The sequence below is a fragment of the Fischerella thermalis PCC 7521 genome (genome assembly GCF_000317225.1).
Classification (GTDB): domain Bacteria; phylum Cyanobacteriota; class Cyanobacteriia; order Cyanobacteriales; family Nostocaceae; genus Fischerella; species Fischerella thermalis.
Genome location: NZ_AJLL01000089.1, coordinates 23278 through 47679, shown reverse-complemented (window position 1 = coordinate 47679; position 24402 = coordinate 23278). Strand labels below are relative to the sequence as shown.

Genomic DNA, 24402 nt, shown 5'->3' with positions numbered 1-24402 from the left:
GAGATTTTGGTAAAAACCATGAATAAAACAAAGATTTGTATTACTACACTGGAATACCCTCCAGATATAGGTGGTGTTGGTGAGTCAGTGCATCGTATTGCCCAGATGTTAGTTAGTAGTGGTTATGAAGTTCATGTTGCAGTTTTTCGCTCTAAGCAACGGCTAGTAGATGATGGAAGTGTAAGACGAGCAAGCTGTAAAACAACCGTTCAGGATGGAGTATTTGTACATCGAATTAAATCAGCTGTACGTGATGATACACAAGAAATTCATGATTTTTTTAGTGATGTCTACTTACACTTGAAATATTTACATCAACAGTACGGTTTTGATTTGTTTCATGCCTTTTTTATGAATGAAACAGGTTACGTTACGACACTGTTAGCCAAAGAAAATGATTTGCCAGTTATTAATAGCGTCCGGGGTGCTGACTTACACAAACATATTTTTAATCCTAAGAACCATGCTCAGATAGCTTGGGTTTTAGAAAACTCTAATTGGGTAACATTTGTAAGTCAAGACTTGCAGAAAAGAGCGAATGCGATCGCTCCTAGTGTAAAGTTAAAGTCTTCTGTTTTTTGGAACTCAATTGCACCAATTAATTTCACCAAACTCCGCACCCCTCCTCTCATATCAGAGTTGTCGGGTATTATCATCGGTTCTAGTGGCAGATTTCGTGACAAGAAAGGTATAGAATTTCTCCTTGATGCTTGCAGTGAGTTAAGCAAGAAAATCGACTTGACGTTGTTGCTGATTGGTAACTTTGTAGAGAAAGAACGAAAATATTGGCAACAAGAATTAAAACAATGCTCTTTGGGTTCTCGCCTTCGCATTACAGGTATTACAACTCGCCAAGAAGCTTTAGCTTATTTACCACATTTAGATATTTTCGCCATTCCCTCAGTAACTGACGGGTGTCCAAATGCGCTTCTAGAAGCCATGGTAGCTGGTTGTGCCATTGTTGGCACTAGAGTAGATGCTATTGGTGAAATTTTGGAAGATGGCGTCGATGGTTTACTGGTCAATCCTGGTAGTAGCGCTGAACTCAAAACAGCACTGCTATCTTTAGCTACCCAACCACAGCTACGCAAGCAACTGGGTGCAGCAGCCAAAACAAAAGCACAACAGCAACTTCATCCATCCATAGAACATCAGAACTGGCTAAATGTTTACCAAGAAGTTTTGCAGAGTTGGGAATACGAGAAAACAATCATACAGCACCTTTTTGGCAGTGAGAATTTTTCTACTCACCAACAACCAACTATCGACTACCAACAAATATTATGAACAAGCCAAAAGTTACCATAATTGTTTCTCAACGTGAACGTTTTAGCTACACTCGCGAATCACTGGAAAGTATTTACGAAAATACTCATGTACCTTTTTCTCTAGTTTACATAGATGGTAATTCCCCGCCTAAGATTGCTGGCTATCTTGAGGAACAGGCGCGCCAGAAAGAATTTGATTTGATTCGTACTGAGTATTACCTTTCACCAAACCAAGCCCGTAATTTGGGTTTACATCAAGTTAAGACCGAGTATGTTGTATTCATTGATAACGATGTGATTGTGGCTCCAGGTTGGCTAGACCATTTACTCCAATGCGCGGAAGAAACAAAAGCAACTGTTGTTTGTCCCCTTACCTGTATTGGTGAACCTTTGGGAGAGACCATCCACTTAGCAGGTGGTGAAGCACACATTGTTGTTGAAACCCAAGAACATAACGAAGCCAAGCGAAGAGTACATGAAAAACATTACTTCGTTAATCGCAAAGTTGCTGAGGTGCGTAACCAGCTGCACCGTCAACAGTGCGAGTTTGCGGAATTTCATTGTATGTTAGTCCGCACTGAAATTTTTGAGCAGATTGGACTTTTAGATGAAGGACTGCTAAGTACACGGGAACATATTGATTTTTGTCTGACTGTAACTAACGCTGGAGGTACGGTTTATTGTGAACCTGCTTCGATAGTTACCTACGTACCAGGATTGAAGTTACAAATACCCGAACTTACCTTCTTTATGCTGCGCTGGAGTGATGCTTGGGAAACTGCTAGTTTAGAACACTTTGCCCAAAAATGGCAACTGACAACCAAGGACAAATACTTCAAAAAACGCTACAAGCGGATGGGACATCGCCGCCACCAAGCATTCTTGAAACCGCTGCTGCATCGCCTTACCTTCGGGACAAAGCCTTTATGGTTAGAAAAATGGGCGATTTCGCTGGAAAAGAAGTTAAACCAATATATAAGCGATCGCTACACCCCAAATCATACAAGTTATACCCAATCAGTAGCACAGAGTGACAAAGCTGAACACGAATTAGTATCCCTTTAGAAGCAGATCTGATGTAAGTTGTGAAGCTACGACAAAATTTTTGTTTGGAAATCGACCACCGATGCACACGGATGCACACAGATAAACACGAATAAAATCTGTGTTCATCTGTGTTCATCTGTGTTCGTAATTAAAAATTATCCTGATTTTTTGATAAATGAGGAGGGAAATAAATCAAAATGGCGCGTCCTGACCGCAAAAGTTTGAGGGCAGCCTTACCAGGAATAGTGAGGATTTTGCGGCGATTTTCACCCCAAATCCGCCAACAGAAAAACCTGCTGGTAGTATCCTTCGTGGCGCTGATCGCAGAAATTTTCTTACACCTACTAGAACCCTGGCCACTAAAATTTATTTTTGACTATATTCTGTTACCTGGTTTTAAAACCCAGCCCTTGGGTATTCCTTTTCTGGATGAACTCAGTCCTTTTGCCCTACTTACTACCTTAACTTTAGGGCTAGTTGCGATCGCTGCTCTGCGTGCTACTGCTGCTTACTTCAGTGTTGTGGGTATGTCCTTGGCAGCAACCAACATCCTCACAGAAATTCGCGCTGATCTCTACAGTCACTTGCAACGGCTTTCTCTATCTTTTCACCACAAAGCCAAAAGTGGTGACCTCATTACTCGCGTTACCTCTGATATTGACCGACTACGGGAAGTGACTGTCATGGCTGTCATGCCCCTACTTGCTCATTCTTTAACTCTAGTCGGTATGATCGCAGTCATGTTCTGGCTGCATTGGGAACTAGCACTCATTGCTATTGCTGTGTTTCCCCTATTTATATTTTCCACGATGCGTCTGACAAAACGTATCCGCCAGGTGGTACGCCAACAACGCCAACGCGAAGGAGCAATGGCTGCAACCGCAGCCGAATCTATCGGTGCCATCAAAATTGTGCAGGCGCTTTCTCTGCAAGATATGTTGGAGAATACTTTTTTCAGCCACAACCGCCAAAGTTTAAAAGACAGTGCCAAAGCCCAAAGACTAGCAGCAGGTTTAGAACGGATGGTGGAATTGTTGGTGGGGGTTTCCATTGCTTTGGTGTTATGGCGAGGAGTGCAGTTAGTATTAAGACAATCCCTTACTCCTGGGGATTTGTTAGTATTTGTCAACTATCTCCGCATTGCCTTTAAACCGATGCGCCAGCTTGCCAAATACACTGGGCAAATTGCCAAAGCCACCGCTTCCGGTGAACGTGTTTTGGATGTGTTAGACATCGTACCTGATATCCGCGATGCCCGTGGAGCAATTGAGGCGCCACCTTTGAAGGGAACTGTGCAGTTTAAAAATGTTTCCTTTGCCTACGAACAAAATAAAAGTATATTAAAAGACTTAAGTTTTGTAGTATATTCTGGTCAACACGTAGCCTTAGTAGGGCCTTCTGGCGGAGGTAAATCTACCTTAGTTAGTCTCTTGTTGCGCCTCTACGATCCTTTAGAAGGTAAGATTTTGATTGATGCTCATGACATTAGAGAATACAAACTGCATTCTTTGCGGCAACAAATCAGTGTCGTGTTACAAGATAGTATTCTCTTTGCAGCTAGTGTCAAAGATAACATTGCCTACGGTTGTTTACAAGCCTCCGACCAGGAGATAGAACAAGCTGCCCGTTTGGCAAATGCCCACAATTTTATTATGGCCTTGCCCCAAGGTTACGATACTATCTTGGGTGAACGGGGGGCAACTCTTTCTGGTGGACAAAGACAAAGAATTGCGATCGCCCGTGCAGCAGTACGTCAAGCTCCCATTGTCATTTTAGATGAGCCAACCACAGGCTTAGACCAAGAAAACGAACACGCTGTGAATGAAGCGCTCGAGCGTTTGACCAAAGGACGCACCACTTTTTTAATTTCCCACAATCTGAAACCAGTTGTACAAGCTGATTTGATTCTTTACATCGAAGGCGGAAAAATTTTAGAAAAGGGTACTCATATAGAATTGATACGTCTAGGTGGACGCTATGCGGCTATGTATGCTCTCCAGTCTACGGAGGGTAATGGCTTGATGGCTATGCGATGAAAATTAGTCTTTGTCAGCACAGTTAGGACTAATTTCCACTTTTGCTCTGATTTTTTACCTGAGTTTACGAAATAGGATTAAAACCATGTGTATTTCATCAATAGTGAAATGGCATGGCTTCGCTCTCTCTGCTGATCTGTGGGGAGGGCTGTTTTTTTGAAGAAATAGCTAATGAATTTATGCCAAATTCTGGCGTCGTTCAGTGCTACTCTTGAAGATGACATAGCTTAATTTTAAGTCTCTTACGACCCTATCTGAAATATAGCTTCAATCAATAGACTCAGCATGGTCACCACAGCAGAAAAAACAAACATTGGTTACATTACCCAAATCATTGGGCCGGTTGTAGATGTAAAATTCCCTAGTGGAAAAATGCCACCAATCTACAACGCTTTGCGCGTCTCAGGCACTAACGAAGCTGGACAGAAAATCGCAATTACCTGCGAAGTACAGCAACTGCTTGGTGACAATCAGGTGCGGGCTGTGGCAATGACTTCCACCGACGGCTTAGTGCGTGGTATGGAAGCTGTCGATACTGGCGCTCCCATTAGCGTACCTGTTGGTAAAGCCACCCTGGGTCGGATCTTCAACGTCCTGGGCGAACCTGTGGACAATAGAGGACCTGTCAACACTGAAGAGAAACTGCCTATCCACCGTCCTGCTCCCAAACTCACTGAACTGGAAACCAAACCTTCCGTGTTTGAGACTGGGATTAAAGTTGTTGACCTGCTGACTCCCTACCGTCGTGGCGGTAAGATTGGTCTGTTCGGTGGTGCAGGCGTCGGCAAAACCGTGATCATGATGGAGTTGATTAACAACATCGCGACTCAGCACGGTGGTGTGTCCGTGTTCGCCGGCGTGGGAGAGCGCACTCGCGAGGGCAATGACCTCTACAACGAAATGATCGAATCTGGGGTTATCAACAAAGATAACCTCAACGAATCTAAAATTGCTCTCGTTTACGGTCAGATGAACGAGCCACCCGGAGCTAGAATGCGTGTTGGTCTGTCTGGTTTGACTATGGCAGAATACTTCCGGGATGTGAACAAGCAGGATGTACTGTTGTTTATCGATAACATCTTCCGTTTCGTGCAAGCTGGTTCTGAAGTATCAGCGCTGTTAGGACGGATGCCTTCTGCGGTGGGATATCAGCCAACATTGGGTACAGATGTGGGTGAACTACAAGAGCGCATCACCTCTACCAACGAAGGTTCTATTACCTCTATCCAAGCTGTGTACGTACCTGCGGACGACTTGACTGACCCCGCACCCGCTACTACCTTTGCTCACTTGGATGGAACCACTGTATTGTCTCGTGGTTTGGCAGCGAAGGGCATTTATCCGGCGGTAGATCCTCTGGGCTCTACTTCCACCATGTTACAGCCCAACATAGTTGGTGAGGAACACTACAATACCGCTCGTGCTGTCCAAGCAACTCTACAGCGTTACAAAGAATTACAAGACATCATCGCCATTCTGGGTTTGGATGAATTGTCTGAAGATGACCGTCTAGTTGTAGCACGGGCGCGCAAAATCGAGCGCTTCCTGTCTCAGCCGTTCTTCGTAGCAGAAGTATTCACCGGTTCTCCTGGTAAATACGTGAAGTTGGAAGACACAATCAAAGGCTTTAACATGATTCTGGCTGGCGAGTTGGACGACTTGCCAGAGCAAGCATTCTACATGGTCGGTAGCATTGACGAAGCCATTGCTAAAGCTGAAAAACTCAAAGGGTAATTAGTTAGTGGTTGTTAGTTGGTAGTTAGTGGTAACAACTACTAACTACTAGCTACTAACCACTAACCACTAACTACTAACAAAAGACATATGCCATTAACCGTTCGTGTAATTTCTCCGGATAAAACAATCTGGGACGCTGCTGCTGAAGAAGTGATTTTACCTAGCACCACTGGTCAGTTGGGTATCCTCACGGGACACGCACCACTATTAACTGCCTTGGATACTGGTGTGATGCGAGTACGTCCTAGTAAAAATCAAGGCTGGACACCCATTGCGCTTATGGGTGGATTTGCTGAAGTTGAAGAAGATGAAGTAACCATTCTAGTTAATGGTGCTGAACGTGGTGACAGCATTGATCTTGAAGAAGCTCGTGCTGCTTTTAACGAAGCCCAAGCTCGTTTAGGTCAAGTTAAAGAAGGCGATCGCCACGGTCAAATCCAAGCCAATCAAGCTTTTAAACGCGCCCGCGCTCGTTTTCAAGCTGCTGGTGGCATGGTATAATTAAAAACCCGGTTCCATCGAGAAACCGGGTTTTTGCTAAGTGTTAGATTTTATAAAAATTAATTTGACGTCAAAGTTAACGTCTTCATAAAGTTTTGGATAACGCATAGTCAAATTCGGTCGATTCAAGCTCATCCCCAGACTACAATTTGGGGATAAGCTTAACCATACATAGATTTGCTAAGGATGAATTACGAAGTGTGAAGTATTAATAATTTTAATCCTTCTGCCTTCTGTCTTCTGCCTTCTTCTAGGCGCTACCTGTGAAGGTAACATCAGGGAATCTCCCTTGTGCTTCTGACATCGGGCGATTTCTACCTTCCTCTTGCCAGTAGTTGATAACTTCGGTAGCTTTATTGAGTAACTCTACCCGATCTACTTCAGTAATCCAGTGTTTTGACTCTAGCTCTTTTTTGAGTTCTTCCCAGGCATCATTTCTGGGCCAGAAAAAGTACTTTGTCAAAGGACTAGTACCTTTACCTACCACCTGATCAACCGCCAAGGCGACGTTCTCATCTAACCACAATATCTTCAAAATGAACTTGGACAATCGCACCTCCGCGAAATTTCCGGGCAATACTTAACTAATGACAGTGATCGCTTATTCTATCGCAATCCTTGCCGAGTGGACAAATTGAGTGGGGTCGCTGGAGTTCTTTTGCTTCTACTCCTGTTGATGATTTCTACTGTTTTAACTCCTCCTAAGTGTAAAAAACCTACGCCTGTCAAACCCTGACCCTCCCCTTTACAAGGGGAGGGAACTGGATTTGTTGTTTCCCAGCTTGACAAGGGGGACTAAGGGGGGTATTTAAGTGTTCGTGCAATAGGTCTACTGAATGACTGTTAAGTCGTCAATATTTCAGCAGGTAAGCGCTTGAAGGAAAGGCGCTCATTCTCAATATCTACAAAGATGGTATCGCCATCGTTGAATTCGCCGCGCAAAATCGCTTTTGCAATTGGTGTTTCTAACTCCCGTTGAATAGCACGTTTGAGTGGACGCGCACCAAATACGGGATCATAACCTACTTCAGCTAAAAAGTCAAGAGCAGCATCCGAAAGCTTCAATGATATCTTGCGATCGCCCAATCTTTGCCGTAGTCTTTCGATTTGTAACTGTACAATCTCGCGCAATTCCTCTTTTTGCAAACCGTGGAAGATGATAATCTCGTCAATGCGGTTGAGGAATTCTGGACGGAAGGAATTTCGCATTGCTTCCATGACTCTGTGACGCATTTCGTCATACCGGGATTCATCGCCGGCGACATCGAGGATAAACTGCGAACCGATGTTGCTGGTCATGATAATAATGGTGTTCTTGAAGTCTACCGTATGACCTTGAGCATCGGTGACACGTCCATCATCGAGAATTTGCAGCAGGATGTTGAACACATCCGGATGGGCTTTTTCGATTTCGTCGAAGAGAATCACCGCATAGGGACGACGGCGAATTGATTCGGTTAGCTGTCCGCCTTCTTCGTAACCAACATACCCAGGAGGCGCACCAATTAAACGTGAAACGGCGTGTTTTTCCATGTACTCAGACATGTCAATTCTGACTAGCGCCTCTTCGGTGTCAAATAGGTACGCCGCAAGGGCTTTCGCTAGTTCTGTTTTACCTACACCAGTGGGACCGAGGAAAATAAAGCTAGCAATGGGACGATTGGGATCTGCTAAACCAGCGCGAGAACGCTGAATTGCATCCGCAACAGCTGTGACTGCTTCTTGTTGTCCAACCACACGGCGATGTAGTTCATCTTCTAAGTGCAGTAGTTTTTCTTTTTCCGATTCCACCAACTTGCTGATGGGGATACCAGTCCACTTAGAAATAACTTCGGCGATGTCCGATTCGGTGACTTCCTCCCGCAGCAGAGATTTACCAGTGTGTTGAGTTTGGGCTAACTCAGATTCTGCGGCTTCAAGTTTGCGGTGTAAATCGGTTAATTTGCCGTATTTTAACTCAGCAGCGCGGTTGAGGTCGTAATCGCGTTCGGCTTGTTGAATCTCTAAGTTAACGCGGTCGATCTCTTCTTTGACAGACTGAATTTTAGTAATAATATCCTTTTCAGACTGCCATTGAGCATTTAACGCCCGTTGTTCTTCTTTGAGATCTGCTAATTCTTTTTCTAGTCTTTCCAGACGTTCACGAGAAGCTGTGTTACTTTCTTTTTGCAGCGACAACTTCTCCATTTCCAATTGCAAGATTTTGCGATCGATTTCGTCGAGTTCTTCTGGCTTGGAGGTAATCTCCATTTTCAACCTAGCGGCTGCTTCGTCTACCAAATCAATGGCTTTGTCTGGTAAAAAGCGATCGCTAATATATCGACTCGACAGTGTCGCCGCCGCTACTAAAGCATTATCGGAGATTTTCACCCCGTGATGCAGTTCGTAGCGTTCCTTCAACCCACGCAGAATCGAGATCGTATCTTCTACACTTGGTTGATCGACATATACTTGCTGGAAGCGTCGCTCCAAAGCGGCGTCTTTTTCAATATACTTACGGTATTCATCTAAAGTTGTCGCACCGATACAGCGCAATTCACCCCGCGCCAACATTGGTTTGAGCAAGTTGCTAGCATCCATTGCGCCTTGGGTAGCACCTGCACCGACAACGGTATGAATTTCATCAATAAATAGGATAATATTACCACCGGATTCGGTGACTTCTTTTAAGACTGCTTTGAGACGTTCTTCAAACTCACCCCGGAATTTTGCACCCGCAATCAAAGCACCCATATCCAAAGCAATGAGTTTGCGGTCTTTGAGAGACTGGGGTACATCACCAGCTACAATGCGCTGGGCTAAGCCTTCAACAATTGCAGTTTTACCAACACCTGGTTCCCCAATTAATACAGGGTTATTCTTGGTGCGGCGAGAGAGAATTTGAATCGTGCGGCGAATTTCGTCATCTCTTCCAATCACTGGGTCAAGTTTACCTTGACGGGCGGCTTCAGTGAGGTCACGCCCATATTTCTCCAGTGCTTGGTATTTACCTTCTGGATTTTGGTCGGTCACTTTCTGGCTTCCCCGAATTTGTTTAATAGTATCTTTTAATTTTCTTTCGTCTAATCCGAATTCTTGGAATAGACTTTTACCAAAGCGATCGTCTTTGGCGTAAGCAAGTAATAAGTGTTCTATCGATATATATTCGTCACCAAACTCCTTACGATAGCCTTCAGCCCGGTCTAAGAGAGAATCCAAGCTGCGTCCCAGGTAAACAGAATTGATGCTTCCCGAGACTCTTGGCTGACGTTGGATGAATTGGTCTGTGCGATCGCGTAGTTTTTGCAGATTCACACCCAATTTTGTAAACACAGGAGCTGCTAGTCCTTCCTGTTCCAGCAACGCCTTCATCAGATGTTCGCTTTCGATTTGCTGATGGTGATTTTGTTTAGCAATCTCAGGAGTATGCGCGATCGCTTCCCACGCTTTTTCTGTAAATTGGTTTGGGTTAGTTGGTTGCATAGGCTTTTTGAGGAACGAACAACAACACGCGCAAATATAATTTTTGTTCTTATATGGTCATTTTAAAAAGAAGCGGGTCAATAGCTAGATCGGTCTTCACGTCTTTTTCAAGTAGTAATACCGTCCGTGTGTGGGGAGGTGGTATAATCGATACTTCTTTAATGGTACAAGCTTCTAGATTTATCTGTGGATTAAAATTGATAGCGAATTTCTCCCTTAATTGCATTGCTACTAAAATCTTCTCTGCCGATCATAATTTCGTAGTTGATCGCACTTGCAAAATTTTTAGAAAATAGAATCTGTGTCCCTGCACTCAATTTAAAATAATCACGGTCAGATTCATTTGTCTGAGTACGCATGGGTATACCTGGTTGAGTCACAAGTTCTGTGGTGATGGTGCGGTGTGTTGGTGCAAATTGATATTCGTAACTTGCGTGGATATTTGGTATGACTGAACCAAAACTGGTCTTCAATTCCACAGCAGCTTGTGTACCTACACTCACAATAAATGATTCTGTTTGTTGATCATCTACTTTTATATTTAGACTACCTGCACCTGTTTCCGTGTAGCCGTCGATGTTGATGCGATCGTATTTCAAACTAAAGGTAGGACCATAGGAAATATTACCCGATCTGGCAATGTAACCACTTTTTAGGTTCACGGAAAACTGTGTTCCATCAGTTTTAGCTGTAGCTGTGCGCTGATCGAAATCAATTTGACGTTGAATATCAAAGTCGTTATTACCGTAGCTAATTACAGCATTGCTGTAGAAGTTTTTCTCGACATAGTTGCTATAGACTGAAACAGCATAGCCATCAATTTCGATGTCACCTTGATTTTGATGCAACTCAGTCTCATTATTCACAACACCTAATGCTACTCCTACAGCTAGTTTATCTGTGACGCCATAATCAAAGCCTACAGTAGCACCACCTGTTCTATAGTTGTAATCTGGATGATGTTCATTAGCATCTTGACTACCAAGATTTACATCACCGTTAACAAATACACTCCAGCGATCTGTTGATTGTGTTTGTGAAGTGTTGTGTAGCGCTGACAAACGATCATCGATCAGCTGCGCCTGTCTTTGGGCTATATGCAGAGCGATTTCAGCTTGTGGGACGATCGCAACTGGAGCATTCAAAACTGCATCGGTGTATTCTGCAATAAACTGGTGTCCGCGATCTGTAGGATGAATGTTATCCCAAAATAAATACTCGTCAGGATTAGGACAAATTGTAGCTGCTTGTTGATCAAAGCAAGGGTCATTTATATTTGTTAAACCGTATCGATCAGGCTGGTCAATAACTTCGTTAAATAAAGCATTAATATCGAGAGGAATAATGTTAACGTTACGATTTTTGGCAATTTCTTGCAGGGCAGAATTTAAGTTATAATTGTGACTTTTAATTGCAGCGGTGGTGCTGTCAGCAGTCCCTTGCGATCGCTCTTGCGGAGTTTTGCCCAAATCTGGTAGGTTAGGCACAATAATATTACGAGCGCCTTTATTGATCAGTGTTGTTATTGCATTAGATAGATTATTTACTACTATTTGTGTATTGGTTGCTCTTTTTTCTATTGGCTGAATTAGGTAATCATTAGCACCAGCCCATAAAATAAATAGGGCATTAGAACTAGGGGTTACTGATGCAGAAGCAAAATCGTTGATTTGAGATGACAAAGATGGTAGTGGTATTATTAGTGATTCACTCAGGACGTTAGTATTTCCAGAGGTGGAGCCACCAGCAGCATAGTTACTAGTATCATTTGCATCAATATTTAAGTAGGAACCCAGTACTTCCACCCAAACCGGCCCATTAGAAAATCGTCCTTGAAAGTAAGGTGGACTCAGAGGAATTGTACCCCCTGTGATTCGATATAAGTTGCCATTGTCAGATAAACTGTCACCAAAAATAAAAAGTTGATCGTAATCCCCTGCTAAAGCTTTGAAAGGCAATAAATTAGATACAACAGAAAAGGCGATCGCCACTGGAATTTCTTTGCTCACACCATTTTTTATCAAAATATATTTGGCAAATTCTACTAAATTTCCCAGCAGTAGCGCTCAAGCAAATGCTTAAATTTTATTTGAAGTAATGCAAAGATTATTGGTTAGTGGTTAGTGGTTAGTTGTTAATAGTTCCAACCAACCATCAACAATCAACCATCAGTAATTTAATCCTGTTGACGGGAGAATAAATTAGCACCCCACAGAGAAAGAGCGATCGCGATTACTAGTAAAATTGGCACACTATACCAAGGAAACTGTGATAGGGGTAAATAAGCAGCTGCACGTAGTCCGATACTGGCATAGGTAAGGGGCAAGAGGTAAACTACTACTTTGAGAATTCCTGGTAATGTACCTGGATCAAAAAATGTCGCTCCTAAGAAAGACATAGGAATGATAATAAAATTATTGTAGAGTCCCACTGCTTCGAGCGATCGCACTGTCAACCCTACTATTACGCCTAACCCTGCAAAAACGGCACAATTAAGTAATAGCAACAACAAAAATAGAGGATGGAGAAATCTCCAATTTCCGGTAAACAGCAAAGCAACCAAAATTACAGAACCGGAAGTCATCAATCCCCGCACAACTCCTGCTAGCATTTTCCCTATGTGCAGCGCTAGGGGATGCACGGGGACTAGTAACAATTCCTCAAAGTTTTTGGTAAACAGTCTGTCTCCACAAATAGAAAATGTCGTTCCACCAAAACTAATTGTCATTGATGATAAAGCCACCATACCCGGCAAAATAAATTCTAGGTAGTTACCATAGCTACCGCTAATTCCTGCTCCTGGTCGGATAGAACTTCCTAAACCCAAACCAAATGCCAAAATATATATCAGTGGAGATATTAACCCTGATGCGGCTATTTGGGTAATTCTGACACGTAACTCTAACCAGTCTCCCCAAAAGACAGTGAGAATATCTGCCAAAAGAGTTTGAAATTGCGAAGTTTTAAAGTCCTTATGTGAAAATAGCGATCGCTGATAAATCACTTTCTTGCTGTCATGTATAAAGATATTCTTAATTAATTATTTAACATTTGTTGATATTCTTCCACCAGAAGTAGCAAATGTGGCGTGGTGGGGAGGTGGGGAGTATGAGGAGTGTGGGGAGTGGGAAATAAATACTAACTACTAACCACTAACAAATGACAAATGACCAATGACAACCAACAACCAACCAATAACTAAAGTTAAAGACAACTATAGGCAAGAATCGGCATACTGATATATATATAAGGAGAGGAACTCAAACCGCTCCCGACTGTCCAAAATGTAAAGAGAATTAAGCAAAAATGAGACGTAAACCTGTTGGTAGAACCACTACACCTCCTAAACCCTCTCTTTTCCAATCCCCATTGTTTAATTTCACCACCATAGCGATATTGGGAGGGGTGTTCGTTTTAGGTATAGGAATTGGTATCGCTTTTAGTTCTACAGCGACATTTACACCAAGTAACGTGGCTTCCCGGGAATTTATTGATACTAAAGCACCTAATCCTGAGTTATGTGTGCAGTATGGAGCCAGTGCTATGGTCATGGATACTAGGCTATTTGTGACACTCAACCCCTTTAATGTTTATGTTTCTCAACCGAGTATGCGTCCTGGGTGCGTTCTACGTACTAATAACTGGGCAATTTTAGAGCAACGTAAACTGGTAACAAATGAACAGGTTCGAGATTGTAAGAACCGTCTTAATACCTTTGGCTATACAGGTGACTTGGGTGAAAAACCTGATATTAGTTGTGTTTACCAAAATGAAGCAGCGAAAAACTTCTTTGTTACCGAACCAGGAGCAGTTGCACCACCTATAGAAACAGATAGGTTTTAATCATCTATGCATTTGTCATTATTAATGTCTTGAGTGATTGGTTGTTAAGTAGTAAGTTCATTAAAAGACAAATAACAAACTTTATCGAGTGTTATTGGGTAGAGGTTTTCCAAACTCAATTGCTCCTGGATTGGGATTGGTGATTTGATTATTAGAGGAGTTTGGGAGTGGGTAATTTGGTAAGTCTGGTGTAGGGAAAAAAGGAATACTGTTGAGATTACCAGATTGGTTAGGAAAAATAGCTGGAGGAAGAGTAGAATTTGGCGGTTGAGAATGGTTATCAGGAAGCAGGGGGGGTACAGTTACCAAAGGTTGTTGATTGTAGTAAGTTGTGGTTGGGAAAGGTTGATTTTGGGAAGGTGGAGGTGGGTTGTATAAACCTGAATTTGGTGTCTGTTGATATGAAGGAAAAATGTTTGTGGGTATTGAATATGCATTATTACTAACCGTAACAGGACTTAGAACCCAACGTGTAGGATTTTCTGGAGAAACAGGTTGTAGTTGTACCTGGTTAGGGTTTATAAAAGTACCTGGCATCAAGTCCATAACAATACGAGTTACATCTGCATTTAATTGCGAGACACGAATGCTTTTTATCGCTCCAGAAAAATTTTGTTGAGTGGAAACATAACCCAATTTAGTACTTGGTAAATCTACAACAATACGAGAAGGTTGAGAGAGAAAGAAGTAGCGTGGTTGTGAGGGTGCAGAGAGAATAATTTCTAGCTGTAATGCTTCTGGATCAAAACGCCAATCTTCTAATTTTGATACTGTTTCAGCATTACTCATACCAGCTTCAAGAGTAAATGCTGTATATAGGCTAAATAAGCTAATCTTAAAAAAGAGCTTGTTAGTTAATTTTTCTTTCATTGTTTTATACCAAACATTGTAAGGAATACTAGGTTGATCACGATTAAGATTGAAAATATTTTCTCCCTTTTGCCTCCTGTCTTCTTATCAGTAAAATTTCAATAATTATTTAACTTTACTGAAGCATCTAGTTTTTGGTTGGGTGTTGCACTAATTTTAATTGCTTTGTTCATACCACTTACTGTTATTTGACCGCTGAGATTATCTTGCTTTTCTACTTGCATTTGTATGTTGACTGTTTTATAATCTTTTTTGTTTTTTGAATTAGCATTCTTGCAAAGAACAGAGTTAAGAACTTGACCCGACAAACTTATATTTTTATTTTTGTATCTACCACTGAGAGTGGGGTGTATTTCTGTATTAGATGTTTGTTGGGTATTATTATTTGTTGCTAATAAAGATCCATTTAAGTAAACTCCTGATTGATGAATATTCAAGATGGCTATGTCTGGTTGATTACAATCAGGTAATTTTTCTCCAAATATCAAACGATAGCTTTGTTTGAGAGGAAGAGGGGCTTTTAATTTATTTTCTCCATAATTTGTTACGATTTTAAACAATAGTAAGACTGAACATATAGCTATACCATAAAAAGATATAGATTTGAAATTAAAATGATTCATAAAAATAATAATCTTAGGTAACAATGAATTATAAGTTATGAATGATGAACTTTTTCATCATCCATCATTCATAATTTATAATTTCATAAATTCTAAGTCGTAACTTCTGACTTAAACTCAGTCAGGACAGAGGTGAGATGAGAAATAACTTTACTGTAACGACGGGTAATAAGTAGCGAGGAACGACACTCGATCGCTAGTTCATCTGTATATCTTCCCAATGTTTGGCGTTCTATACCCCAGGTACGGCTTGCGCCTACAATTGTGAGATCAACGCCTCGGGAAGCTGCAACTACGGCTTGGATAGGCTCTGTGTCTAAGATTGTGTTGATGGTAACGCGATCGCTCACGCTACGAGGCAATTGCTCCATTAAAGTTTGCAGTTCATAACTTAATTCGTCTTTGACCTGATGAGCTGATAGCACCTGTAATACTTGCAAATAGGAAGTGTCACGATTTACCAGTAGTCTCAAAGCCAGGATGAGTGCCAAATCATCATGGATATTGCCAGAATAGGGTACTAACAAACTTTCTAAGCGTTCTTCACCCCGATCAATAAATACTGCGACATCAACTGGGGTAGTTGTGAGAATTTGACCAACTCGCCCACCCAAGCGATTATTACTAAAAGCTGGACGATGCCATCCAACAATCACTAAATCAGCTTGTTCAAGTGCAGCTATCTGTGTAGTTTCCCGTGCAACGTTATTAGAAACACGAACTATGGGATGAACATAAGAACGTGCTGCTGGTGGTTCTAAGCGTTGAATCAATTCATCTAAAAGTTGACGTCGTTCTTGAATTAACCTGGTTGCCTCAACTGGTGTACTCTCATAGGCATAGTCTTCTTGTAATTCAATCAGGCTGAGGGGATTAACAATAGCAGGTTGTTGGAAATTAACTGCGATCGCTACTGCTAATTGCACTAAACCTTTTTGGGTATCTGGGTTGGCTACTGGTACTAAAACTCTGTAAGGACGACCAGGAATCTCACCACCAATAACTGTTTCACTTTCTGTTTCTGGTTCTGATTCTACTAGGTTTAACTTGATGAGTTTTTTCGGGTAAGTCCATTCTAATAGTGGTGAGGTCATGAATGTAGTCACTAAGGCCATGATCACCAACATGGTAAAGAGTAAAGATGAAATTACTCCCAACTCCAAACCAATATTGAGTACTATTAGCTCGGTTAAACCACGAGTATTCATTAACCAACCGAGTGCGGAGGCTTCTCGCTTGTTAATACCGCTAACTCTAGCTGCTATATAGGTGCCTAGATATTTACCTGCGATCGCTACTATTAACACCAGTCCACATAATAACCATAATTCCGGACTGTTAAGCAGACCTATTTGCGTCCTCAGACCACTGTAGGCAAAAAACACTGGCAAGAGAAAAATCAAGACAAAATCTTCTGTTTTCAGTGCTAATTCTCTGACCAAACCAGCATTCTTAGGCATGACAGCCCCTAGTAAAAATGCCCCAAAAATCAAGTGAATACCAATGAATTCTGTAATCAGTGCGGAAGCAACTACTCCAGCATAAATTAACGCTAAAACTAGTTGGTTGAGGCGTCCAGTACGGCGATAGTAGGTAGCAAGGCGAGAGAGAAAATTTTGCCCTAATGTCACCATTACGCCGATATAAATCAAGCTTTCAACGATGGTAGGAAAAGCACCAGCAATGCTACCTGTGCGTGCTACTGCGATCGCTACTGCCAAAACGCACCAAGCGGTGACATCATCTACAGCAGCACAAGTCAATGCCAATGTTCCCAAGCGTGTTCCTTGGAGGTTATTTTCTGTAATAATTCGCGCCAGTACCGGAAAAGCAGTAATTGACATTGCTGCTCCCAAAAATAAGGCAAAGGCGGTAAAAGAAACACTAGCGTTAGAAATCAATGGATAAAGAAGTAACGCTAGCAGAGTTCCTAAGGAAAATGGTACTAAAATACTGACATGTGAGGTCAAAACCGCTATTTCCAAATTCCCACTGAGGTATTTGGGATTTAACTCCAGCCCGATGAGAAACATGAAAAATATTAAGCCGACCTGAGACAGAACATGCAAAAAAGGAACTGTTTCAGGAGGGAATAAGGTAGCTGATAGCCCTGGAGCAACCAAACCAAATAGAGAGGGACCGAGCATAATTCCCGCTACAATTTCTCCGATCACTAATGGTTGGTTAATCCACCGGAATGCCAATCCTACTAGCCGAGACAGTCCAATTACAATCAGCACCTCAATTAAAACGAGAACAACCGTGTGCATAGTTTCCTCACAAGCGACTATCCGGTGTCCCTTAGATGATTCTGTAAATCGCTTGATGATGTCAACCTTTATAGATCACACAACTGCAATTATCATTCAGATTTGATGTTAATTGTTATTACAAAAAAAGACAGAAATTAAAAATAGGGATTTAGCTTTAGTCCCTAATTCTTATGTTTCTAATTTTTTGATTAGTATAAATTATTTGTTTTCTTACTCAAAGCATTGATGTAACCGAGTTCTGCCATTTTTAGCAAAACTTTATTGGCACTCTCTTCTATAGTTTCTAAATCGGTACGACACTCGAGTGTAGGATTTAAAGGTGGTTCGTATGGATCATCAATTCCAGTAAAGTTTTTAATCTGCCCAGCCCTAGCTTTTTGATAAAGTCCTTTGATATCTCGCTTTTCACAAATATCTAGAGATGCATTGACATAAACCTCAATAAAATTGCCTATTGAGTTACGTACCTCTTCCCGGATGTGGCGGTAAGGGGAGATGGCACAAACCAATACAATTACATCGTTGCGAGTCAATAGTGTAGCGACAAAACCAATGCGACGGATGTTTTCATGCCTATCTGCTTTGCTGAAACCTAAATCATTGCTGAGATTTTCACGTAATAAATCATCGTCTAAAATTTCAATTTGATAACCAAGCGATCGCAACTCGCTAGCAACTACTCGACTGAGTGTGGTTTTGCCAGCACTGCTTAGCCCTGTAAACCATACGGTCACACCACGTTGTAGCATTTGCTCATACATCCTGTTTTTTATACACCGCTAAATTATTGCTGACAGGGAGACAAGGGAAGAAGGAAAAGGAAGACATCGGTCCGTTGTTTGTGACTGTGTATGTGTTCTACCTAAATACTGTATTCCAACAGGGGCTTAGCAGGAATATAATTTCGCTGTTCCAGATAAGCTGTTACCTTAGCAATGCTATCTTCTATCGTTATATAATTCAAATTGAAATTTCTAGAATAAATAAAAATAAAATCCCCATAATTACAAATCATAAGGATTTCAGAAAAACTGATAACTGATAACTGTTAACTGAAGATTAAAGCCATCGTCCTCCATGAAAACGCCACCGAGGAAATAAAATTCGCATAATTGATTGGGAAGCAATAAAAACGGCTAACCAAACCATACCGTAATGTAAAATTATTAGGAAAAATGGTAATTCTTCTTTTGGAACAGGTGTTGGTAAAAAACCAATAATCTTAACACCACAAACTACAAAAACAAATTCCCAAACACCAGCTAGTAGTTGATATAATGCGGGCCAGTCTCTATCCCAACGTCTTTTTTGAATTTGGTCATATACTATATCCCAAAAAATTCCAAAAATGGCGACGTAGGCAATTATCCAAAAATAAATAATGCCAGGTTGGAAACCAATTAAACCTATTGCAAAGGGTATGGATATGAATGTGCCTACAGTTGCTAATAATAATAATCGAGTTTGCCAGCGGCCTAATAAAGTAGGAGTCATGGGATTTTGGATTTTGGATTTTGGATTTTGGATTGATTCCACAAATAAATCTGCTTTGTTGTAAGGTCAAGCAATGATTGGTGATATTTGCAGAATACAAAATTTAAAATTTAAAATTCCAAAGTTAAGAATTTTTGGCGTTGCATAAAATGGGGATAAAATGGGGATGAATAATGAACCGCCATAGACGCGCTCAAGCGGCTTCCCGTAGGGTAGATGCCAAGAACGCCAAGAATTGAGTTTTTCAATTAAAAGAGAAAATAAAATCATCCTGCTTTCTCTGCAACGCCGAATTTTTCATCTTATTTCAGATAGTATCTTTGTTTGAGGCTGGAGAATAGGATTTATGTTGAAAAGTGGCGATCGCTTCCCAATTAATGACATCTGCCAATAAAGCTTGATAACCTGATGTATTAGGGTGAAGACCGTCATGACTGAGACGTTTTAACCACCACTGTTCACCACGTTCCATCCATTTCTGGAAAATGTCAAGATAGGGAATTCCTCTTTGTAGACAAGCAATTCGAGTTGCTTCTTTGTAGCGATACTGATCGGTATGATTGTAATACAAGCAGTCCAGGAATGGCATTTTGGACTCATCAACTGGTGTCATACCTACAAATAATACAGGACATAATTGCTGGGCCATTTCTAGTAGGAAAGTTATTTGTAACTGAAAAGCTGCAAAATCTGTATAGTTGCGTCCATTTAGACGACCTAACCGGGCTGAATCATTGACACCAACTGAGAGAATGATTAAATCTGGAACTTGATTACGTAGTTCGCCACGATGGCGAAACTCTACTTCTAGTCTTTGAGCAACTTGTTGGACGCGATCGCCCCGTACGCCCAAATTATAGATGATGTGACCAGCACTGTCAGGTGACATCCACTGTCGCCGGAGTCGTTCAACCCAGCCACCTCCCTCTGGATCACCAAATCCATATACTAAACTGTCTCCCAGTGCGACAATCTTTAAGGGTTGACTTTTGGTTGGTCGAGTAGACAGCTGCATGGAAGAAGGTGTTAAAAATAACTGCATTTGAAAAAACTATATTTTATATCTTTACAGAATTCTATACATTTCTACACCATTTCAGAGTATCTAATTTTCTGCAAATGACTTCTTTTCACATAGTTTTTACACAAGACAATAGCAATTGTCTTGCCGTTCTGGATTGGATTAATTAAACTTTGAAATTGAGCTACCAAGCATTCTACTACTGACTGTCTTTACAATAAATTCATAAACCATAGAAGTAAATACGGAAATTGGTAATGGTCATTGTTAGTGGTTAATGGTTAGTTGTTAGTTGTTATTCCTCTACTCCCCATCACCCCATCTCCCTAAGGCGATTGATTAAACACCCACTTTAACCATTGCCCAAGGGAGCTAATGGGGTTGAGACTATGCACACCAGGGGCGCGGGCAGTGGCTAGACCATCTACAGCACGTAAGCAGGCATATTGCAAGCCAAGGAAACTGTCAACTGCTGCGTAGGGTCCGCCGAAAGTAATTGCTCCTGCGGCATAAACTTTACCTTGAGCGTTACGCATTTCTACTAACTCAAAGTCGTTAGCCACAGCCAAACGCCCTACAGGATTGAGTGGTAAGTGATAATGTTCGACTAAATCTTTGAGTAATGGGCTTTCTTTAACTTTGGCATCAAGACCAGTAGCATCAATAATAAAATCAACGGCAGGGAGTTGAATTTCGCCAAAGTCTTTGTCTTGAATGTAGGCAATGAGATGTTTTTGTGCGTCCTGTTCAACTCTGGTGACGACAGCAAATTGAATTTTATACCAGCCTTCTCTCAGTCCAACCTCTGTGATAAACTGCCAGTCTAAGCGGTCAGCAGTTGTAGTTCCACCCCATACTTTGTTAGATATTAATTCTTTACGCTGCTCTGGGCTGGCTTTTTCTAGGACTTCTCGTAATTCCCCACCCCAACAAGCTTTGGGCCAGTTAAATGGTTGCAATTCGATATGATGTTTGACGATGCGCTGGGAAGTACCGTATTTATTACCTTGGGGTTTTGGCGATCGCATTAAATGCAAAATAGAAATATTCGGGTTTCTCTTGCGTGCCTCATAGATGCGTTGCACAATTCGAGAAGCAACAATTCCTCGTCCTTGAATTAAGACTCTACCACCCTGGCGTTCCAATAGTTCGTAGACATGGTTGTGGTCTTCGTAAGCATTCACAACCGACCTAAAATCTTTGTATCTCTCCCGATAAGCTTGTAAATGGGGAAGAAATTGCAGTGCTGGATAACCAGTCGCCAAGTGCAAATAACGGCTGACAAAAAAGGCATGATTCCCGCGTCCACGAGAATAGGCTACACAATACCTGCCATCATCTGTTTTCCTAATTGCCAAGACTCGTCCAAAGCGATAAATCTTGTCCCAACCGATGCGTCTTGCTTCTCGGTCGATGGAATCAAATACATTACCTGAACGGGGTGTATAGGTTTCAGCAAAAGTAGGTTCAGCAAAAACTTTCCATAGATGTTTGATAGACTGATCAATTCTGCCTTTGCCAAAGTCATGCCAAGCTTCTCGCAAAGCATAGCTAGGCCAACCCCAAATATTATCAGGACAAGAGTCAGAATTGGAACGCAATCTTTCGTGTAAAGGAATTTGGGAATTCATACATAGAAGTTTGTAACGGGCATAGGGTTCTTTATCTATACCCAGCGCTACTATTTTGTCAGTCTTTACACCACATAATCTTAGTAAATCTACCCAGATAAAACTACCTAATCCTGCTCCCACAGTTAAATAATAAGTTTCATCTACAGGCATACCGGTTGCATGAAGTGCCTGGACAGGGACAAGTTCTTGCTGAAAGACTGGTGGCGGGAAATTACTACCTAGTGGTGTTACCACTTGTGGAGCTAAAGTAGGGTCTGGGAGGTTAGTGTTGGGGTTGAAGATAATGACAGAATTTCCACTGGGGGCTGGTGGGGAAGAAATAGGAGGACTAGGTGGTATGGGTGGTATGGGTGGAGTAGCTGGAACAGAGGCGGCAAAGGTTACAGAAATGACGTAAGGTCCTATTTGTAAAATATCACCACTATTGAGTGCAGCCCGTGTTTGGCGTTGAGCGTTAACATAGATACCATTGACACTACCTTGGTCTTTCACCACCAGTTGGTTTTGTTCCCATTCAATCAAGGCATGGAAGCGAGAAACTTGGTCATGATTTAATAGCATCCGGGCTACTGGTTGTCCCCTAAGTTCGGCAGGCATTCGGGCAAATTCTCTACCGAAGGCAATAGGTACTCTCAACCTTGGTTCTCGTCGTTCTCCTGTAACTGGATCTTGCCAGAGTAATTGAATTTCAAAAGAACCGTTATTCATAAGTATTTCTATTGATAAGTTAAGTAAATATAGATTATGTAATGGTTGTTATTAGTTAGTAGTTATTGGACTCTCCCTTGTCTTCCTTGTCTTCCTTGTCCCCCGTGTCTCCTTGTTATTTGCAAACCCCTAATGACTCGGTGGTACTAAGACGCTGAGGGCATCTTGTAAAGAATGACCACAGTGCTGACAACCTAGTAGCAAGTTTTGATAGGAAGAAAGTTTTTTACATCTAGGACATTGCAAACCATAAACGCCTTGTGGTTGTGGTTGCTGTTGCACGGCGGGAGTGACGGGATGATGTGCTGCTTGTGGTTGTGGTTGCCGGGGTGGTGTAGGTTGGTGATAATTGGGATGTACCTGTGGTTGTGCTACTGGTACTGGCGGAGGATTGGTAGCTTGTGGTTGTGGCGGTGTCAAAATGGTTGGTGGTACAGTGCTACCTCCTGGTACAGAAATTTCTGTGACTTTGAGTAGTTGCTGTCCTAAATAAATAATGCTGCCTTCACGCAGAGGTATCTCACCTTGAACGAGTTTCTGTCCATCTACAAGGGGAGGATTTTGTTCACGCAAATTTTTCATCAAAAAACGCTGCTGCTGGGCGTTAAAAAATATTTCTACATGTAAGCCTGACACTGTAGGATGACTCAAAACAATATCACACCGGACTGGATCGCGACCAATACGGATAGTGCCAGGATTTTTACTTGGTTGTTTTTCGTGGATTTTCTGAATTTTTATTTGACCGGCGTCTTGCCACTGTAAAGTTAGTACGTTCATTCTTCTCCCCGCAAAACTCATATCTTATATACAATTCCTCCCTGTGCGATTCCTAACACGATAAGGCAGGTGTAAGCAACTAATCACAACATAATTTAGATGAAACTTTAGAAAGTAATTTATTTTGATAGTTGTAGAGACGTGCCATGGCACGTCTCTACAGGATTTAATGTACCGTGATTAACATGAAATGGTATTAGTGTTACTTTGCGTAAAATTATGGTGTTTGTAAACGCAAAGGGACGCAAAGGTAGCGCGGGGGTTCACGGAGTATTTACAAATTTAATTCGTTATGAGTTTGTGGAATTTTGTCCTTAGCGATCGCTTGCCAGTTTGTCAGCAATTCGTGTAGTCTCTGGTAAGCGATATTTTGGTGTACAGCGTAATACATAGTCAATTGCTGTAGGTAGACTAATGCGATGTCCACTAGAAACATATACAGGCTTGACTCCAACACGGGTTCGCAACACAGCCCCGACTATTTCACCTTTATGTATTAAGGGTTGCCAACTACCTCGTGTGTCTGGTAATTCTTCATGTTTCCCAACCAGTAATGATTTAGCTACACCAATACTAGGTATATTTACGATGACTCCTAGATGGCAAGCTATACCAAATCGTCGAGGATGGGCTATTCCTTGACCATCACATAAAATTAAATCTGGTGTAATTTTTATCTTTTCTAAGGCATCTAAGACAGCAGGTATTTCCCGAAATGAAAGGAAGCCAGGAATGTAGGGAAAAGATGTCGGACGACGTGCTAAGCTCGTTTCTTGTAATTCCAATTCCGGAAAACTCAGTACCGCTACTGCTGCTCTGCTAATAGTACCATCAGCTTCAAAACCCATATCGACACCAGCAACGTATTGTACAGGTTGCTGGAGTTGATCTGAGGTAATTACTTCAGCCTGCATTTGTTCTTGAATAGCGATCGCTTCCTCTACACTCAAAGTCCAAGCATGACGTTGACTAATTTTCATATCTAATTTTCCGGGTGGTGAATGACTACTACCCGCTAGAAAATGATTTTTCCGAAATCACTAAAGGAAATTGTGTATCTAACAATATCATTCATTAATGTTAGAAATATTGTAACTTTTTGTTA

General features: G+C 41.7%; 20 protein-coding genes. 6 read left to right on the top strand and 14 right to left on the bottom strand.

Features of this window, described 5'->3' with window-relative positions; genetic code table 11:
* The first annotated feature begins 18 nt into the window (after nucleotides 1-18).
* The 5 genes from UYK_RS0118430 (at nucleotide 19) to atpC (ending at nucleotide 6589) form a co-directional block, all read left to right on the top strand.
* Entirely contained in the window at nucleotides 19-1287 is a 1269-nt protein-coding gene (locus tag UYK_RS0118430) for a glycosyltransferase (RefSeq protein ID WP_235182356.1), read from the top strand.
* Complete coding sequence (locus UYK_RS0118425) at nucleotides 1284-2333, top strand: glycosyltransferase family 2 protein (protein ID WP_016871909.1); 1050 nt, start codon at nucleotides 1284-1286, stop codon at nucleotides 2331-2333. The genes UYK_RS0118430 and UYK_RS0118425 overlap by 4 nt, the downstream gene beginning before the upstream one ends.
* A 179-nt stretch (nucleotides 2334-2512) precedes the next feature.
* On the top strand, nucleotides 2513-4351 hold the full coding sequence (locus tag UYK_RS0118420) for an ABC transporter ATP-binding protein (RefSeq protein ID WP_009453846.1): 1839 nt from the start codon (nucleotides 2513-2515) through the stop codon (nucleotides 4349-4351).
* A 285-nt stretch (nucleotides 4352-4636) separates the two neighbouring features.
* On the top strand, nucleotides 4637-6085 hold the full coding sequence (gene atpD / locus UYK_RS0118415) for a F0F1 ATP synthase subunit beta (RefSeq protein ID WP_009453845.1): 1449 nt from the start codon (nucleotides 4637-4639) through the stop codon (nucleotides 6083-6085).
* A 90-nt stretch (nucleotides 6086-6175) separates the two neighbouring features.
* The gene (gene atpC, locus UYK_RS0118410) at nucleotides 6176-6589 is read left to right on the top strand and encodes an ATP synthase F1 subunit epsilon (protein WP_016871908.1); all 414 of its coding nucleotides are present in this window, start codon (nucleotides 6176-6178) and stop codon (nucleotides 6587-6589) included.
* A 250-nt stretch (nucleotides 6590-6839) separates the two neighbouring features.
* Here the strand turns inward: atpC and UYK_RS0118405 are convergent, their stop codons facing one another.
* The 4 genes from UYK_RS0118405 to UYK_RS0118385 all read right to left on the bottom strand — a co-directional run bounded on the left by UYK_RS0118405 (nucleotide 6840) and on the right by UYK_RS0118385 (nucleotide 13055).
* On the bottom strand, nucleotides 6840-7145 hold the full coding sequence (locus tag UYK_RS0118405) for a 30S ribosomal protein PSRP-3 (protein ID WP_308409903.1): 306 nt from the start codon (nucleotides 7143-7145) through the stop codon (nucleotides 6840-6842).
* 287 nt (nucleotides 7146-7432) lie between these two features.
* Complete coding sequence (gene clpB / locus UYK_RS0118400; protein WP_009453842.1) at nucleotides 7433-10051, bottom strand: ATP-dependent chaperone ClpB; 2619 nt, start codon at nucleotides 10049-10051, stop codon at nucleotides 7433-7435.
* Between the two features lie 191 nt (nucleotides 10052-10242).
* On the bottom strand, nucleotides 10243-12060 hold the full coding sequence (locus UYK_RS0118390) for an autotransporter domain-containing protein (RefSeq protein WP_016871906.1): 1818 nt from the start codon (nucleotides 12058-12060) through the stop codon (nucleotides 10243-10245).
* Nucleotides 12061-12227: 167 nt separating this feature from the next.
* Entirely contained in the window at nucleotides 12228-13055 is an 828-nt protein-coding gene (locus tag UYK_RS0118385; protein ID WP_009453839.1) for an ABC transporter permease, read from the bottom strand.
* A 302-nt stretch (nucleotides 13056-13357) separates the two neighbouring features.
* Here UYK_RS0118385 and UYK_RS0118380 point away from each other — a divergent pair, with 302 nt between their 5' ends.
* The gene (locus UYK_RS0118380; protein ID WP_009453838.1) at nucleotides 13358-13894 is read left to right on the top strand and encodes a DUF3172 domain-containing protein; all 537 of its coding nucleotides are present in this window, start codon (nucleotides 13358-13360) and stop codon (nucleotides 13892-13894) included.
* Nucleotides 13895-13975: 81 nt separating this feature from the next.
* Here UYK_RS0118380 and UYK_RS0118375 read toward each other — a convergent pair whose 3' ends face one another.
* The 10 genes from UYK_RS0118375 to nfi all read right to left on the bottom strand — a co-directional run bounded on the left by UYK_RS0118375 (nucleotide 13976) and on the right by nfi (nucleotide 24277).
* Nucleotides 13976-14764, bottom strand: a complete 789-nt coding sequence (locus UYK_RS0118375) for an AMIN domain-containing protein (RefSeq protein WP_009453837.1) — start codon at nucleotides 14762-14764, stop codon at nucleotides 13976-13978.
* A 98-nt stretch (nucleotides 14765-14862) separates the two neighbouring features.
* Nucleotides 14863-15387, bottom strand: a complete 525-nt coding sequence (locus UYK_RS0118370) for a hypothetical protein (protein ID WP_009453836.1) — start codon at nucleotides 15385-15387, stop codon at nucleotides 14863-14865.
* Nucleotides 15388-15479: 92 nt separating this feature from the next.
* Nucleotides 15480-17657 (bottom strand): cation:proton antiporter, encoded by a 2178-nt coding sequence (locus tag UYK_RS0118365; RefSeq protein ID WP_009453835.1) that lies wholly within the window; start codon nucleotides 17655-17657, stop codon nucleotides 15480-15482.
* 191 nt (nucleotides 17658-17848) lie between these two features.
* Nucleotides 17849-18409, bottom strand: coding sequence for an adenylyl-sulfate kinase (gene cysC / locus UYK_RS0118360; RefSeq protein WP_051023759.1), 561 nt, complete (start codon nucleotides 18407-18409; stop codon nucleotides 17849-17851).
* 310 nt (nucleotides 18410-18719) lie between these two features.
* Complete coding sequence (locus tag UYK_RS0118355; protein ID WP_009453832.1) at nucleotides 18720-19154, bottom strand: hypothetical protein; 435 nt, start codon at nucleotides 19152-19154, stop codon at nucleotides 18720-18722.
* Nucleotides 19155-19220: 66 nt separating this feature from the next.
* Nucleotides 19221-19424, bottom strand: a complete 204-nt coding sequence (locus tag UYK_RS0118350) for a hypothetical protein (RefSeq protein WP_009453831.1) — start codon at nucleotides 19422-19424, stop codon at nucleotides 19221-19223.
* A gap of 37 nt (nucleotides 19425-19461) precedes the next feature.
* The gene (locus tag UYK_RS0118345; protein WP_009453830.1) at nucleotides 19462-20196 is read right to left on the bottom strand and encodes a GDSL-type esterase/lipase family protein; all 735 of its coding nucleotides are present in this window, start codon (nucleotides 20194-20196) and stop codon (nucleotides 19462-19464) included.
* Nucleotides 20197-20501: 305 nt separating this feature from the next.
* Entirely contained in the window at nucleotides 20502-22517 is a 2016-nt protein-coding gene (locus tag UYK_RS0118340; RefSeq protein ID WP_016871902.1) for an FHA domain-containing protein, read from the bottom strand.
* A gap of 129 nt (nucleotides 22518-22646) precedes the next feature.
* Nucleotides 22647-23297: an FHA domain-containing protein gene (locus UYK_RS0118335; RefSeq protein WP_009453827.1), complete on the bottom strand. Its 651-nt coding sequence runs from the start codon at nucleotides 23295-23297 to the stop codon at nucleotides 22647-22649.
* Nucleotides 23298-23611: 314 nt separating this feature from the next.
* Nucleotides 23612-24277, bottom strand: a complete 666-nt coding sequence (gene nfi, locus UYK_RS0118330; protein ID WP_009453826.1) for a deoxyribonuclease V — start codon at nucleotides 24275-24277, stop codon at nucleotides 23612-23614.
* Nucleotides 24278-24402 lie beyond the last annotated feature (125 nt).